This is a genomic window from Sphingobacterium ginsenosidimutans, assembly GCF_039536865.1.
Classification (GTDB): domain Bacteria; phylum Bacteroidota; class Bacteroidia; order Sphingobacteriales; family Sphingobacteriaceae; genus Sphingobacterium; species Sphingobacterium detergens.
In genome coordinates, this window is the sequence record NZ_BAAAZK010000008.1 from 397,069 (window position 1) to 412,169 (window position 15,101).

General features: G+C 38.4%; 10 protein-coding genes. 3 read left to right on the forward strand and 7 right to left on the reverse strand.

The features are described 5' to 3' along the window. Positions 1-147: 147 nt before the first annotated feature. Together ABFX33_RS22035 and ABFX33_RS22040 are read right to left on the reverse strand one after the other, a co-directional pair. Positions 148-669, reverse strand: coding sequence for a 30S ribosomal protein S16 (locus tag ABFX33_RS22035; protein ID WP_108634790.1), 522 nt, complete (start codon positions 667-669; stop codon positions 148-150). Positions 670-746: 77 nt separating this feature from the next. Then, the gene (locus ABFX33_RS22040; protein WP_346088272.1) at positions 747-1,673 is read right to left on the reverse strand and encodes a hypothetical protein; all 927 of its coding nucleotides are present in this window, start codon (positions 1,671-1,673) and stop codon (positions 747-749) included. A 109-nt stretch (positions 1,674-1,782) separates the two neighbouring features. On the opposite strand from ABFX33_RS22040, the gene ABFX33_RS22045 reads away from it, so the two are divergent. Both ABFX33_RS22045 and ABFX33_RS22050 read left to right on the forward strand, forming a co-directional pair. Continuing rightward, positions 1,783-5,133, forward strand: a complete 3,351-nt coding sequence (locus ABFX33_RS22045) for a UvrD-helicase domain-containing protein (protein WP_346088273.1) — start codon at positions 1,783-1,785, stop codon at positions 5,131-5,133. A gap of 9 nt (positions 5,134-5,142) precedes the next feature. Continuing rightward, positions 5,143-8,028 (forward strand): PD-(D/E)XK nuclease family protein, encoded by a 2,886-nt coding sequence (locus tag ABFX33_RS22050; protein WP_346088275.1) that lies wholly within the window; start codon positions 5,143-5,145, stop codon positions 8,026-8,028. A gap of 78 nt (positions 8,029-8,106) precedes the next feature. Here the strand turns inward: ABFX33_RS22050 and ABFX33_RS22055 are convergent, their stop codons facing one another. The 3 genes from ABFX33_RS22055 to ABFX33_RS22065 form a co-directional block, all read right to left on the reverse strand. Continuing rightward, complete coding sequence (locus ABFX33_RS22055; RefSeq protein ID WP_346088277.1) at positions 8,107-8,976, reverse strand: cupin-like domain-containing protein; 870 nt, start codon at positions 8,974-8,976, stop codon at positions 8,107-8,109. Positions 8,977-9,419: 443 nt separating this feature from the next. Further along, the gene (locus ABFX33_RS22060) at positions 9,420-10,190 is read right to left on the reverse strand and encodes a uroporphyrinogen-III synthase (RefSeq protein WP_077437140.1); all 771 of its coding nucleotides are present in this window, start codon (positions 10,188-10,190) and stop codon (positions 9,420-9,422) included. A gap of 11 nt (positions 10,191-10,201) precedes the next feature. After that, positions 10,202-11,173, reverse strand: coding sequence for a DUF4271 domain-containing protein (locus tag ABFX33_RS22065; protein ID WP_346088279.1), 972 nt, complete (start codon positions 11,171-11,173; stop codon positions 10,202-10,204). 120 nt (positions 11,174-11,293) lie between these two features. On the opposite strand from ABFX33_RS22065, the gene ABFX33_RS22070 reads away from it, so the two are divergent. Beyond that, the gene (locus ABFX33_RS22070; RefSeq protein ID WP_120260303.1) at positions 11,294-11,860 is read left to right on the forward strand and encodes a DNA-3-methyladenine glycosylase I; all 567 of its coding nucleotides are present in this window, start codon (positions 11,294-11,296) and stop codon (positions 11,858-11,860) included. Positions 11,861-11,994: 134 nt separating this feature from the next. Here ABFX33_RS22070 and ABFX33_RS22075 read toward each other — a convergent pair whose 3' ends face one another. Both ABFX33_RS22075 and ABFX33_RS22080 read right to left on the reverse strand, forming a co-directional pair. Further along, positions 11,995-12,534: a phosphoribosyltransferase gene (locus ABFX33_RS22075; protein WP_121120772.1), complete on the reverse strand. Its 540-nt coding sequence runs from the start codon at positions 12,532-12,534 to the stop codon at positions 11,995-11,997. Positions 12,535-12,686: 152 nt separating this feature from the next. Continuing rightward, positions 12,687-14,891, reverse strand: a complete 2,205-nt coding sequence (locus tag ABFX33_RS22080; protein ID WP_346088282.1) for a transglycosylase domain-containing protein — start codon at positions 14,889-14,891, stop codon at positions 12,687-12,689. Positions 14,892-15,101: the final 210 nt, after the last annotated feature.

Genomic DNA, 15,101 nt, shown 5'->3' on the forward strand with positions numbered 1-15,101 from the left:
TTCACTTTTTTGTATAGCGATAGGATAATATGCTCGGCCTTCTATTTTAAATTAGAGCAATCAGCATCACATTTTAACACATAAACTATTTTATTAAAAAAGCCGGCTCAAGATTGAGTCGGCTTTCTCGAATACTTTATGAAAGAATTAACCTTCAGTTTCTTCTGATGCAGGAGCTTCAGTCTCTTCTGCGGCAGGTTCTTCTGCTACAGGAGCATTTTTAGCAGCTACAGCAGCAGCTTTTTCTTCTTTTTTCTTCGCTTCAGCAGCTAAAGCAGCTTTCTTAGCATCAGCTTTAGATTGAGCTAAACCATCTTTTTTACCAGAGATTCTAGCTTCGTTAGCTTCAGTCCAAGCAGTGAATTTAGCTTCAGCAGCAGTTTCATCAAAAGCACCTTTTTTCACACCACCTTGTAAGTGTTTTTTGTAAAGAACACCTTTGTAAGAAAGGATAGCACGAGCTGTGTCAGTAGGTTGAGCACCTTTATTCATCCAATCCAAAGCTTTTTCAAAATCCAAAACAATAGTTGCAGGATTTGTGTTTGGGTTGTAAGAACCGATACGTTCGATGAATTTACCATCACGTGGAGCGCGAGAATCCGCTACGACTACGTGGTAAAAAGGACGTCCTTTTTTACCATGTCTTTGCAATCTGATTTTAGTTGCCATTTCTTAATTTTATTTTATGTATTCAACATATCCCCCGAGCTTCATACTAGAGGGGATGCAAAGATAGTTATTTTTTTTTATTCATAGACATAATTTAATAAAACTTCGCTGAAAATGACATCTTTAACTCCTTCAAAATCCCCTTTAACAACATAATTCATTGCTGTAGGTTTGCCACTAGCGTCCAAGGTAATTTTTACAGCTGTTTTCTTTGTCCAATCCGGCTGCATTTCCTGATTGGTCCTTCCCTGAATTAGGGCAGAGAAAAAAGCGTTTTCTAAATTTTTGGATACCACCTGATTAATATCAATCGGATTAAACCCCATTTGTTTATAAATAGGATAAAGAGGGTTTAGCGTCGTAGAATATTGAAAAAAAGAGAATAACGTGAATTCAAGTTTAGGGTCTCCGGGATTATTGAAAAGCGGTGAGAAATATAGAAAGCTTTTCAGTTTTTGGATATTATCGCCATTATAGGCAAAAGTCAACTCCTGCTCATCTCCAATTTGTTCATAGAATTTTTCCAGTTTCCGATAGACAATTTTGGAGGGTACAGACATGTTCGAAGTATAAGAATAGCTTGTCAATAATTTATCTTTAATGAGCGATTCAGCGCCTACAGTGTTTATTCCATCTTTAATCGGTGCGCTCTTATTATACAAACTATCAACAAATACACTCTTCAGACGATTCTGTTCGTCCCAATGATAGCTTAAACGCACGATCTTCACCCGTTCAATTCCGCCCGTTTTATCCTGAAGCGCAATACGCGAATAATCCACTCGCCCATTTGCCCCATAATGGAACTGCTGTTCATTTACTTTTGTTACCCACCCTTGGTCATCATATTCAAGTAGATAACTAGTTTCGGCGCCATTTGAAGCGGATAAGGTTGTATTTTTAAATTCGATAAGCCTACTATTATCCTTTTCAGATCCATCTTTTTTACAAGAATAATTAAAGGTAATACATAATAATACAAGGATACCCACTGTATATTTCATAAAACAATAATTTGGTCAATAAATTAGAAGCAAATTAAGTATATTTTTCTCAATTAAAATAATCTTCGGCATTTTTGCCAATTTACATTTTACTTTCTACCTTCATTCCATGAAATCTGTTGCGCCATTAAAAATACTCAAAGCTTCGGCCGGTTCTGGAAAAACCTTTAGTCTGACACTACATTATCTAACATTATTGCTGTCCAATGAAAACAGCTATAAGGAGATATTGGCGGTAACGTTTACCAACAAGGCCACCGCAGAAATGAAAGAGCGCATACTCTCTGTGCTCCACGGCCTAGCTATTGGCGATCCCAGTCCCAAAATCGAAGATTTCAGAAAATTATTGCTGCAGCAACAACCCGATTGGACAAGCTATTTGATCCAGGAGAAATCCTACCGTGTCTACCGTCGGATCTTACACGACTACAGTCATTTTACCATCAGTACGATTGATGGTTTTTCTCAAAAAGTTATCCGTGCTTTCACATACGAACTCAACCTCGATGCGGCCTACAAGATAGAAATGAATGTCAATAAAGTCAAAAATGAATTGACAGTCATGCTCAATCAGTTGTTGGATGAACGCCCCGATCTCCTTGATTGGATCATCGCCTATGCGGAGAAAAAAATAGCCAAAAATGAAAACTGGAACTATCGACAACAATTGATGGGCCTAGCCAATCTTATTTTCTCTGAAAATTTCCAGGAATTTGACAGCTATATTAATTCAGCAAACCCAAGAGAAGTTTTCAACCTCCTGAATCAAGAAATCGAACAAAAAATAAATGCCTTTACCGAAGCACTTTCGCTGACCATCGAAACTTTCAATGATACGTTCAAAAGATTCAACATCAGTGAAAATGAGCTCAAGGGAAAATCACGCAATAAGATTATCTCAGCTAGCAAGACCAGTAAAAAGACAGACAAGTTAAGTTCTTCAGAAATTGCCAAAATATTGGACAAATATGTACAATTGATAGATAATGAGGACGCATTTACAGATAGCGACAAAAATATACGCTACGACCTCCAATTAGCGCTTGCTCCCATCTTACAGTCTTTTCAGGCACTACAGGAGAATCTAGCAGCTTACATTGCTTATCAGGCGGTACAAAACAATCTCTATTACCTACGTTTGCTCAAAGAAATGAGCGACTTACTGACCCAATGGCGTAAGGAAAACGGCGCTCAATTAATCTCCGATTCACAGATCCTGTTAAATAAACTTGGGATCGATGAGAACAACGATCCGACATTCATCTGGGAAAAGATCGGCAATCGCTTCAATTATTTTTTATTCGACGAATTTCAGGATACCTCGCGCATCCAATGGAAAAACTACAGCCCCCTATTGATCAATGCACTTGCAGATGCCAATGGTACACTAAGTGAGCATCTCATTGTTGGAGATGTCAAACAGAGTATATACCGTTGGCGGAACGGAGATTGGCGCATATTACTCCAACAGGTCGAACAGCAAATTGGTCATGCCTTCCACTTGGATGAGAGCAGCAAAATCAGTTTTATAGAAAATGGTAGTCTTGAGACCAATTTTAGAAGTCTCCCAAATATTATCCAGCTAAACAACTATCTTTTTAACAGTATCCCTCAGCATCTACAGCGTGTTCTCAATGAAAAAGTAGACGAAAACTTAGACGAAGAGGGGAAACATTGGTGGGCAGCCTCAGGCAATGATAATATGCTTGTTAAAGCTTATGAAAATAGTCAACAGGAAATCCCTGCACACAAAAAAGGGAATCTCGATAAGTTGGGATCCATCGAGATTTCGTATATCCCTGTGTCTGACGGTCGCTACAGGAGAAATCAGGTCATCGAGGAGTCTCTTCATCTTTTATGTAAGAAGATAGGTGAATGGTTTCATACTGGCCGATATCAAGCCAAACAAATAGGGATCCTTGTACGTAGTAATGCACAAGCGAAATTAGTTATCCAGAAATTGATGGATTTCAAAAAAGAGGAGAATCTTAGCTTTGAGGTCATCTCCGGAGATGCGCTATCCTTGGCCAGCAACGACGCTGTACTCCTCCTGATTGAAACATTAAAAGCGCTCGTATACAATTCGGACAAACATAGTATACATAAAGCAAAAATCGTCTATCTCTATCAGACCATCCAGAAAAATACGGTCAATCAAACCGCTTGGCTAACCTTCGCTTCAAACGACATCCGTGCGTTGAAAGATTTTCTTCCCCACGCATTGATCGACTCCTGGGAAATTTGGCAAAAACAGCCTTTGGTTCATTTGATAGAAAAACTCATCGAAATCTATGGCTTCACGACTGAACAGAACATTCACCTTCCCTACCTATTGGCATTCAAGGATATGATTTCGGCTTTCTCGACCAATGGTGAGCGTGGAATTATTCAGTTTCTAGAATTCTGGGAAGAAGATGGCAATCGCGCAGTACTACCTTCTAATGGTGATATAAACGCTATTGAAGTAACAACAATCCATAAATCAAAAGGTCTTGCCTATGATGTTGTCATGCTCCCGTTCTGTTCCTGGGATCTGGACGGGATGATCAATGGAGATTTCTGGATCGACACTTACGATACGCCATTTGCCCAGTTAGGAAAAATTCCCATAAAATATACCACGACAGTTGGAAAGTCTGTGTTCTTCAAACAATATTTTGAGGAAATGCTATTCAATTATATGGATGCGCTAAATACGTTCTATGTAGCGACAACACGTGCCGTTGAACACCTCTATATTACTGCTCCATCATTTAAAGAGTCCGTGGACAAAAAGACCGGCGAAATTACAGGATATGATATCAAAGATGAATATATCAGCGATATCCTCTATCAAGTATTGGATTCCTCTATTGCTCCATTTACTTTAGAAGATGCCCAAATAAAGGTTGATCAGACTATCGAACGAGTCACCCCTAAAAGTCAAGAAGACAATATCATTGCACTCAGCCACTACCCTATTTCCAAAGAGCTGGAGATGGCCTTAGAGAAATCCAGCACACGTACAATCAACGATATTATGATGCTGGAAAAAGCAGCACAATATGGGATACTGGCCCATGAAATCATGTCTCAGATCGCTAAAGAAAAAGATATTTCCAGATTAGTCCGTCAGCTGATTCAGGAAGGTATACTCTCAAAAGAGGATGAACCCTACCTTATGCAAGAAATCAACCTGATCTGGAACCATCCCATCATCAATCAGTGGCTTACCGGAAAATATAAAATCTGGAATGAAGCCAGTATCATTACCGCTAAAGGAGAAACCATCCGCCCTGATAAAGTCTTCACATCAGAGGAAGAGACAATTGTCCTCGACTTTAAATTTACACAAACGGATTACATCGGACATAAATATCAGGTTGACAACTATAAGAAAAACTTGGAGAACCTAGGCTACAACAATGTCAAAGCCTACCTCTACTATGCTAAATCAAATCAATTAATTGAAGTAAAATAAACGATCACGATGCAAACAGCCTTTTTAAAATTAGTAGCAGCGGATATTCAACAACGTTTTGGAAACGATTTGAGTGAGATTGCCATCGTGTTTAACAATAAACGTCCGATTACATATCTCAAAAAACATCTTGCCGAGGTCTATGGACAGGCCATCTGGTCTCCACAGTTTTTTACTATACAGGAATTCTTCAAATTATCGACCAATGATGCCGAGGCTAGCCCCTTGGGACAGTTCTTTCAGCTGTTTAAAATCCATAACGAACTTTTGGCCGCTGAGGGTAAAGAACCGGAAACATTAGAAGAATTTTATCCTATTGCAGAGATTATATTGAGTGACTTTGGACAACTGGATTATGATCTGGTCCCCATCGATCAGCTCTATATGGAGCTTTATGATAACACCAAAATTGATATTGCCTTCCAACACCTTACACAAGAACAGCAAGGGTTTATCCGTCAGTTTTGGCAATCCTTTTCCATTGCTGGCCATAGCGGTGTACAAGAGCGGTTTCTACAATTATGGAAAAGACTGCCAATATTATACACAAAGTTTAAAGAAACGCTTAAAGCAGCCGGTCAAACTAATTATCCGACGATTTATCGAGATCTAGTCGAGAGCAAAGCTACCCTTCAGGATTTTACATCATCCTTTAAACAGATTCTTTTTGTTGGATTCAATGCACTGAATAGGGCCGAAGCTAAATTATTCCGTCAATGGCAAGAAGAAGGAAAGGCACTATTTTACTTCGATGCAGACTCCTATTACCTGGACGACAATATGCAAGAAGCAGGTTTGTTCATTCGGCGAAATATCTTTCAGACCGGACTTGTCAACGCGCTCGGCAGTAGCCCCAATATAATAGGCAACAGAACCTCAACGGTAAACTTGTATGCAAGCACAGGAAAAATAAGTCAGACAAAACTACTTTATGACATTCTTGAAAAACAAAATAACAAAGAGCAAACTTCGGCTATTTTATTAGCCGATGAGAACCTATTGGTTCCTTTATTGCAAAGTCTTCCTGATGTTAACCCCAATATTACTACCGGTTATCCCTTAACCCAATCCCCTATTTATGGTATATTGGATTTATGGATGGAAGTGCATTTAGAAATTTCGCAGTTAAAGAGGAACAAGATCTCTTATCAGACCATTGAGACATTCATCAATCATCCCTTGACACAGGTTTCTTTGGAAGACAAGCTGCAAATTCAGAAAGAAATCGCCGATAAGCAATTATTTGAAATCGCATTGGAAGAACTCCATTTCAAAAGCGCACTACCTCAATTTTTCGTTCCGATTGTACACGCGGCGCAATTGATTCCTTCACTCATTACAATTGTTGACGATCTGCTGCATAGTATTTCCGCACATGAACGCATCCGTCAGATTGACAACAATTTACTAATAGAAACCAAAAAGACACTCAACCAATTACTTTTGGGATTTGAGACAGTGGCACCTTTAAGTATCAGCTTCCAGATTGGCCTGATCAAGAAAGCCATATCGCCGATAAATTCTGCGATAGAAGGAAATCCACTGGAGGGTATCCAGATTATGGGACTTCTGGAAAGCCGTTGTTTAAATTTTGACAATGTATATATTTTAGGTGCAAATGAGGGTATCCTACCCAAAACATCCAATTCCCCAACCTTTATCCCCAACAGCCTGCGAAGAGCCTATGGGTTACCAATATTGGAAAATCAAGATGCACTGTCAGCCTATTTGTTTTATAGGCACTTTCAATATAGCGAGGGGATCCATATTTTTTACAATGGGCTTGTAGACGAAAGTTCAACAGGAGAGGAAAGTAGATTTATCAAACAACTTGAGTTCGAGAGCAAGTTTAATTTTGAACGCAAAATTCAACAACAAACGATCCAGTTCGCCGACAAAACAACAGAGATTATCATCGAAAAACAGGGCGAAGTATGGGAAAAGATGTATCAGGACTTTATTGTCGACCAGAAGAGAATATCAGCAACGGCACTCACAACCTATCTACAATCGCCATTGCAATTTTTCCTCAAGCATATCGCGAATATCAAAGAGCCACCTTCCATTTCACAGGAATTTGAGATGAACAAGTTGGGAACTGTTATCCACAATGTTATGGAGAAAATATTCCTGCCGTTCAAAGATGAAAAAGACTTTACACCTACGAATATCCTGCAACAGCACTTTAATCAGATCGAATCTTTTGTTGTTCGGGAAATAGGCTTTCAATATCAGGTTGAATTAAATTCCACAAGCGATTTAAATAGTCTACAGCGCATCATGTTAAAGATCGCTTGTGAATATATCAAAATGTATCTTGAATATGATATCGCCAATTATAAGGCCTTCCGCATTATAGAACTCGAGAACGACACAGATTACACGCTTCCATTCCCTATTTCTATAAATGGTAAAGAAGAACAGGTTACTTTATACGGTATCATCGACCGTGTCGACGAAGTCCTCACCCATGATGATCGGATCATCAGTCGGATTGTCGATTACAAAACAGGAGGTGATTCAGTTATATTTAGAGAGATCGATCAAGTGTTTGCACCTAATACCGAAAATAAAGCGCTGATACAAACACTTTTCTATGCCTATGTATTTGAGCAAAAGACAGGTCGGAAGCAACTGGAGCCACATCTATATGTTGCCCGAAAAATGCGTGAGGAAGGAACTCTGTTTAATGGCAAAGAAGGTGTATTAACCGCCGACTTTCTCGCCTTTCAGAAAGAGAACTTTGTCGGATTCCTAAGCAATATACTCAGTGAGATTTTTAATCCTGAAATTCCATTTAGACATAATCCGGATGCGACCATCTATCCCAGTGATCCTTATACACTGTTCTATAGAGAAGCGAGCAAATGGGCAGAAAATGAAGAATCGGTCTAGGAAAGATCGTTATCCTGTAGATCAAACAGCTGTAAACGATAAAAATAAAGGGGATATCAATTGATATCCCCTTTATTTTTATCGTTTACTTCTCTTAATGGCATTATTTGCGCGGCGCTTGGCTGTATTTATTTTGTAATGAAACCAATGATCCTTAAAGATCTTCCGCATCGTATTATCAAAATGTCTTGTTATAAAAAGATTTCGTGCCCCTTGCAATTTCTCGCTGATCGAATTAGCCAGCGCCCTTACTGAAATCGAATATCCTTCGGTCTCATATTGTATATAGTGCCACCATCCTGCAGGCATGTACAATGTTTCTCCGGGATGGATTACAGCTTCATATCCGTCCAGATATTCTATTCCCGGAAATTCCTCCACATTACTATACTTCGGATTAGCAATACTATGAAAGTTGTACGGTAACTTATACATCAGATCCGATTGATCATTCGGAAAAAGCCAGATCCGTTTTAGTCCCTGAAATTGTGAAATGAACACATGAGACATATCAATATCAAAGTGATTTCGGGTACTAGACCCTTCTCCTCCGAAAAACATAAATGGTAGCCATTGCAACACTTTTCCTCCGGTCACATCATTATAAATAACATCCTGCTTTAATTCAGGACGTATTTTAAGCAGATTGAACAGAAACAATCGCAATTCGGTAGGTTCCTTGGTAATCAGATCCAAATATTCCGCAAATGTCATTTGCCCCACAGGAGCACTGGCAGCACGGTCCATTGAATCTTCTTCTTTTCCATAGACATCAATCTTAATATCCCCGGCTATTTCCTTAAAGTAATCATAACTCCATTTCTTCAATGCTGGACTATCAGCACTAATAAAATCTGTGATGACCACCGGAAACCCTGGTTTCAGATAGTTTTTTAAAAAGTCCTCTGATCGAATGCCCGAAATTTTATCAACTTGCTTTAACTTCACGACTGACTAATTTTGCTTAATTACAAACATAAAAAAAATATCTCTACCAAATTTTAAAAATAACGTCTACACCTTATTTTTAATTGGAACAAATAACCCCATTACAATTTAATAGAAATATAATTAAAATCTCAATGACATCTGTCACTTTTATTACATTTCATCCTACAACAACCCGGATCTACTTTATAGAACCTTATTTTAACAAACCAAATGAATCATCTGTTATAGCAACTCAATTATCTACAAACTGTATGCCTCGATCGAGTTCATAACAGGTTTCTTTATCAACCGCATGAAAACTAAGCGACTATTTTTTATTGTGATTGTATTACATAGGCAAACTCAATGCAATCATAATCCTTTGAATCCCAAAGAATAACCAAATCCAACAAAAAAAGGGTTTAAAAAAACCCTTTATATCATCAACCTAAGATAGGTTATTATTTATTTACTTTTTTAATGTATTCTTCTACAGCCATCGTCATACTAGGTGCTTTTGGTGTAGGAGCAGGAATATCCAATATCAATCCATGTTCTAAGAGAGCCTGTTGCGTCGAAGCTCCAAACGCAGCGATACGGGTATTGTTTTGCTTAAAGTCCGGGAAGTTGTCATATAGCGACTGAACACTAGAAGGACTGAAGAATACAATTACATCATAAAATACATCTTTAAGATCACTCAGATCACTTACTACAGTTCTAAAAAGAACTGCCGGAGTAAACTTATAGCCATTTTGCTGTAACCAATTACTTGTTTCTTCATTAGCAACATCCGAGCAAGGAAACAGGAAGTTTTCAGCCTTATGTTTTTTCAAAACCTCTTCCAGATCTTTAGCCGTTTGTTTACCAAAGAAAATTTTGCGCTTTCTATATTGAATATATTTTTGAAGATAGAGGGCAATCGTCTCTGAAATGCAGAAATATTTCATTTCTGCCGACACTTCAAACCGCATTTCTTCACATATCCTAAAATAATGATCTACAGCATTTCTACTTGTAAATATTACCGCAGTGTGATCTGCTAAATTAACTTTATCCCTACGCACATCTTTGGCAGGAACCCCTTCTACGTGTATAAAACCTCGAAAGTCTAATTTTAACCCGTATTTCTTTGCTAAATCATAATAAGGGGACTTATCGTTTTCAGGTTTTGGTAAAGTCACCAGTACACTTTTTACCTTCTTTGCTCTTTCTACGTCTGAAGTTTGCATATTAACCAGTTTTAGCTCAATAATCTTAACAGTATTAATATTGGTGCTATTTCTAGGCAACAAAGGTACAAAATTAAATAGGAAATTGAAAATTTATACATCGACATAATATGCGCCGCTGTCTTGAGAAATCTATATAAGAATAACAGGATTGCTCCAATAATAGCCAAATGTAAAACGACACCAACAGCGCTTAAAGGGACAAGACTCAATATTAATAACACAGGAAGCATCAAAAAGAGCGTGTTAAAATAAATCAGATACAACACTGTCACATATTCTTTTACTAGCTTCCTTATTTCAAAAACAAAGGATAAAAATCGGATAAAGCCAATTTTTAAGGCAAATAGCGCTCCGACCATACCTACGGTTTTAATATAATTGGGAAAGGTAATAAAATCAAAGCGGTTCAATTCATAAGCATAAAACAAACTAACAAAGAGTGCCATTGCCCCCGAAAATAATACAAACAGGAAAATGAACGGCCAAGAGGTTAGGATCGTATCTTCTTTACTAACCGACAACAACACCCGGTCATCGAAATAACCTTGAAAGACCAATTTTAAATCGGAAGGAAAAAATATGCGAATTAAACCAACTCCAAATATCAAAAAGAGCACAGTAAATAATATCCAGTTCTCCCGATGCGGCTTAGGAGTTCCATATTGTCGTGTCAAAGCATTATTACTCGGTTCACCTTTAAAATACTGTTTCACATCATAGTCATAGATATTGTGAACAACCAGCCCCTCCGCTTCTACAGTGACAATCCGATATTGCTTTTGCAGGGCCGGATTTAAAGATGCCAGCACCTCCTGATTAGGCGATAGAATAGAATCTCTTAAAATACCTGTACTATCGGGTATGGATACGCTATCTTGGGCAACATGTCGCAATGCCCGTCGTTGTGCACTCAACTGTACAGCCGAAAACACAAAGAGGATTACAAAGACAATAAAATATTTAAAGATGTTAACTTTCATTGAAATAAACTGCTCCTTATCGGCGATGAAGAAATCACAGACCGTTTAAATTCGAAACTTTTTTATGGTCGTAAAGTTAGGATAAAAAGTTATATTGCATTCAAAAAATCTTTATAGAACATGCCAAAAGAAATTATACGCTGCCAGTGGTGCGGATCTGATGAACAGTATGTCAACTATCACGATAAAGAATGGGGACGACAAGTCAAGGATGATAAAACCTTATTTGAATTTTTAGTACTGGAGTCAGCTCAGGCTGGTTTGAGCTGGATTACGATCCTCCGCCGAAGATCGGCTTATCAGGAAGCATTTGCCAATTTTGATGTCAGTAAAGTCGCTATTTATACAGCAGATCATGTCGAAGCACTCCTGAAAGATTCCGGTATTATCAAACATCGAAATAAGATAGAATCGACCATTACAAATGCACGGCTATTTAAAAAAATTCAACTGGAATATGGCAGCTTTTACAATTACCTGTATTCATTTTTACCAGAACAGCAACCGTTGACCAACCATTGGCCTAGTTTGCAACATGTACCTGCAACGACCGAAATTTCCGATAAAATAGCAAAAGACATGAAGAAAAGAGGTTTCAAGTTTTTTGGTTCCACGATTTGTTATGCATACATGCAAGCAGTGGGTATGGTCAATGATCATATTGAAACTTGTTCTTTTAAATACTAAGCTACATTGTTATAGGATTAAGGAACAAAGATAAAAAACGGGCTACCTCGCTAAAGGATGTTTTACCCTTTGTTCCTTGATCTATTTCTAATAGCAAAACAGATCTTACGAGACCAAAATTTCAATATTAAAATCTAAACAGGAACATTCTTATAAATATCTGGCAAGTTGCGGCACAGACCGTTAAAATCCATCCCGTAACCCACGACAAACTCCTTGCTAATCTCAAAACCAACATAGGTCAACTCTTCAAAATGATATTGCAGTGCTTCAGGCTTAACCAAAAGTGCACATGCAATGACGCTGGCTGGATTTAATCTTTTCACGGCATCCAATGTATGTTTCAGCGAATGTCCGGAGTCTACAATATCTTCCACGATAATCACATCACGTCCCTCTAGATCAATACCTAAACCCAAAAGCTCATTCAATTCAGATTGACCGGTACCGATATAGGAGGCCAATTTAATAAAAGACATCTCACAGGGAACTTCTATTTGTTTAAGCAAATCCGCCATAAACATAAAACAACCATTCAAAACTCCTATAAAAACAGGTTGCTTATGCTCATATCGCAGACTAATGTCTATCCCCATCAAACGAACTCTTTTCTGAATCTGTTCTTCTTCAAAAAGGGGTTCAAAAAGCAATCCGTCAATTTCTATTTTTTTCATTCCACTATATTATTTTTATCGGTATCATTTCTTTTCTCCAGACAGATTTTCCAAGGTATTGAGCAAGCTAATTTTTTGATTCTACATCCCATATAACAAATCAAAAGCTTTATCAATATGAAAGCAATCAACCATGAACCTATTTTATCAGGTTATTTCTGTTCCTTTTTCGGGTTCTTTGTCGTTTCGTCTTCCGTTTTTCCCTTATCTTCCTTATTCCGACCTAGGATCTTATCGAAAATAGATCGCTTATGTTTTTCCGGTTCGGCCGTTTCCTCGTCCTGTTTTTCAGGATGAGACATCTTTTTTATGGTTTTAGGAAGAGAAACACCTTCCAGATTATCAGCGGCACCTCCGTTCCCCAGATCATCGAATAACAATGGATCATCCCCCATATCCAATGTGTCTATAGAATCTACAACTGCAGGTCTGGCAGCACGCAGATGCGGCTGCAATAGGACCTCATAGAAACCATAGGCTGATGTGGTCGAATCAACACCTATCTGTCCCGTTTTAGTCATGATATGGCCATAGATATTAAAATAGCGCAGCATATTTCCCTTAAGATGCCCAGTCCAATCAAAAAAGTTAAGTCCTTTCTTCGGACGTGGCACAATACTGGACAAAAAGATACTTTCTCCAAGTCCGAGTTGAGCTGGAGTTTTTCCAAAATAATAGCGGGCCGCTTCGGTGATTCCATAGACATTATTACCCCACTCGATAACATTGAGATAAACCTCATACATCCGTTTTTTACTGACCTGCTGCGAACGTTCCATCAGCCAAACCAATAGGATCTCCTCGAGTTTCCGGACGACGGTCTTATTACGGTTCAGAAACACATTTTTCACCAATTGCATTGATATCGTACTTGCCCCCCGCTTAAAGCCTTTTTCTTTGATATTTGTGACAATAGAGAGTTTGAAAGCCTTTTCTTCAAAGCCCTTATGTTTAAAGAAAAAGGGATCTTCGGTATTGATCAGACTAATCTGCATATAACGGGAGATCTGATCCAAAGGTGTAAAATTCGGGTTTTGCGGTCCGACCACAATCTCACGCATCGGTTTACCATCTTCATAAGCTGTATAGGTAAAAGGTGTATTTAACATCCCAATATTAGCCTCGCCCCATTTCACGACTTGCAGATCTTTATCATCCACTTTGGACGAAAAAAGAAGTTTGTCAGGTTTTTTTAATTCCAAAGCAAAATTTAGATCGTATTGAATATGCCCCTCAACCTGTATGCCATCCAACCCCGGAAACAACCCAACCGGCATTGCATCAAAAAAGTCCTGTGCCTTGATTTTATCTGTGTGAATAGCCAAAAAAACTTCCTTCTCTGGCTTATGTACATATTTTAAATAAGGAGAAAAAACAAAATCTTTGACTTGTACCGTACTCTCCTTGCTGACTTCAATAGAAGAAGCGCCAATATTGAGCGCCCCCTGCATGGTCGCTTCAGGGAAAATAACGTCTTTGCTGGAGATACGCCAATGATTTATCTTCAGGTTTTTAAAGCCCCATTGCCCATGTAATTCCAGCAACTCCTTATTGCGCCGATTGGCCTTGTCCAATCGAAAGGATATCTCATCAAAACTAACGGCCAGACCAAACTTGCGCTGCAATAGTGGAAGATTCACCTCCTTCTTATCTGAAAAAAGCCGTAGATCACATTCCTGATTATCCGAATCTATTGTTCCTGTTAGGTTCCAGGCAGCCTCATGATCATTTAGCAAAAACTTAGATTCCATATCACCGCCATCAATGACAGCAGAGGGTATAACAATACGTTGTGAAGTACTGTCATCCTTATAAGAAAGCTCAAGATTTTTAAGATCTAGATCATTCGGGATTTTAAAGAATACGTTCTTTAGTAGACGGTCCGCCAATGCCGCCAAATTCTGTTTCGGATTATCATTCTCGACTGTGTCCTTCTTTTGTTTCTTAAACAGGAAATCGTAGTTGCTAATGGTGTCTTTCTTGACCAAAGACACTGTTGCATTGTCCAGAATAACTTCCCCTAGCTTTACATCACCAAATAAAAGGGGCCATAGTTTAACAGATACCGTCAGATCATTAATCTGTGCCAGTGGCTCCCTATTTTTAGGTAACAACTGTATATTTTTAAACTGCACCGCATTAATTCCCTGAAAAGCATAATATTGAATTTTCAAATCCATATCATACTTTTCCAGCAGCTTAGCTTTTGCTTTATTGATGGCCCCCATGAGCATCCCGTCTCTCTTTTGGTAAGCATAAGTGCCTACCGCGATTACTAAAATCAAGAAAACAGCCAAAGTAATGTAAAGCCATCGCCACTTGCGGGACTTCAGAGATGTTATAAATCGATCGGACATAATTACAATTTCATGCAAATCCATGCATATCAATAGTCAAACTTAGATAAATTTGCCTTCATATACAATTATAATTACACGGAAACCAGACAAAGTACAACTCTTCCACAACAGCATTTAAAAGGTATATAATATGGCCTATCTAATTCCCGAATACACAAAAAATACCACTCCTCCCATTACCGAATTAGAGACACGCAATACAGCGAA

What these genes read in the sequence shown, in the direction of transcription:
- ABFX33_RS22045 (WP_346088273.1), top strand. Translation starts at nt 1,783, where the DNA reads ATGAAATCTGTTGCGCCATTAAAAATACTCAAAGCTTCGGCCGGTTCT.
- ABFX33_RS22070 (WP_120260303.1), top strand. Translation starts at nt 11,294, where the DNA reads ATGCCAAAAGAAATTATACGCTGCCAGTGGTGCGGATCTGATGAACAG.
- ABFX33_RS22040 (WP_346088272.1), bottom strand. Translation starts at nt 1,673, where the DNA reads ATGAAATATACAGTGGGTATCCTTGTATTATTATGTATTACCTTTAAT.
- ABFX33_RS22080 (WP_346088282.1), bottom strand. Translation starts at nt 14,891, where the DNA reads ATGTCCGATCGATTTATAACATCTCTGAAGTCCCGCAAGTGGCGATGG.
- ABFX33_RS22050 (WP_346088275.1), top strand. Translation starts at nt 5,143, where the DNA reads ATGCAAACAGCCTTTTTAAAATTAGTAGCAGCGGATATTCAACAACGT.
- ABFX33_RS22060 (WP_077437140.1), bottom strand. Translation starts at nt 10,190, where the DNA reads ATGCAAACTTCAGACGTAGAAAGAGCAAAGAAGGTAAAAAGTGTACTG.
- ABFX33_RS22035 (WP_108634790.1), bottom strand. Translation starts at nt 669, where the DNA reads ATGGCAACTAAAATCAGATTGCAAAGACATGGTAAAAAAGGACGTCCT.
- ABFX33_RS22065 (WP_346088279.1), bottom strand. Translation starts at nt 11,173, where the DNA reads ATGAAAGTTAACATCTTTAAATATTTTATTGTCTTTGTAATCCTCTTT.
- ABFX33_RS22075 (WP_121120772.1), bottom strand. Translation starts at nt 12,534, where the DNA reads ATGAAAAAAATAGAAATTGACGGATTGCTTTTTGAACCCCTTTTTGAA.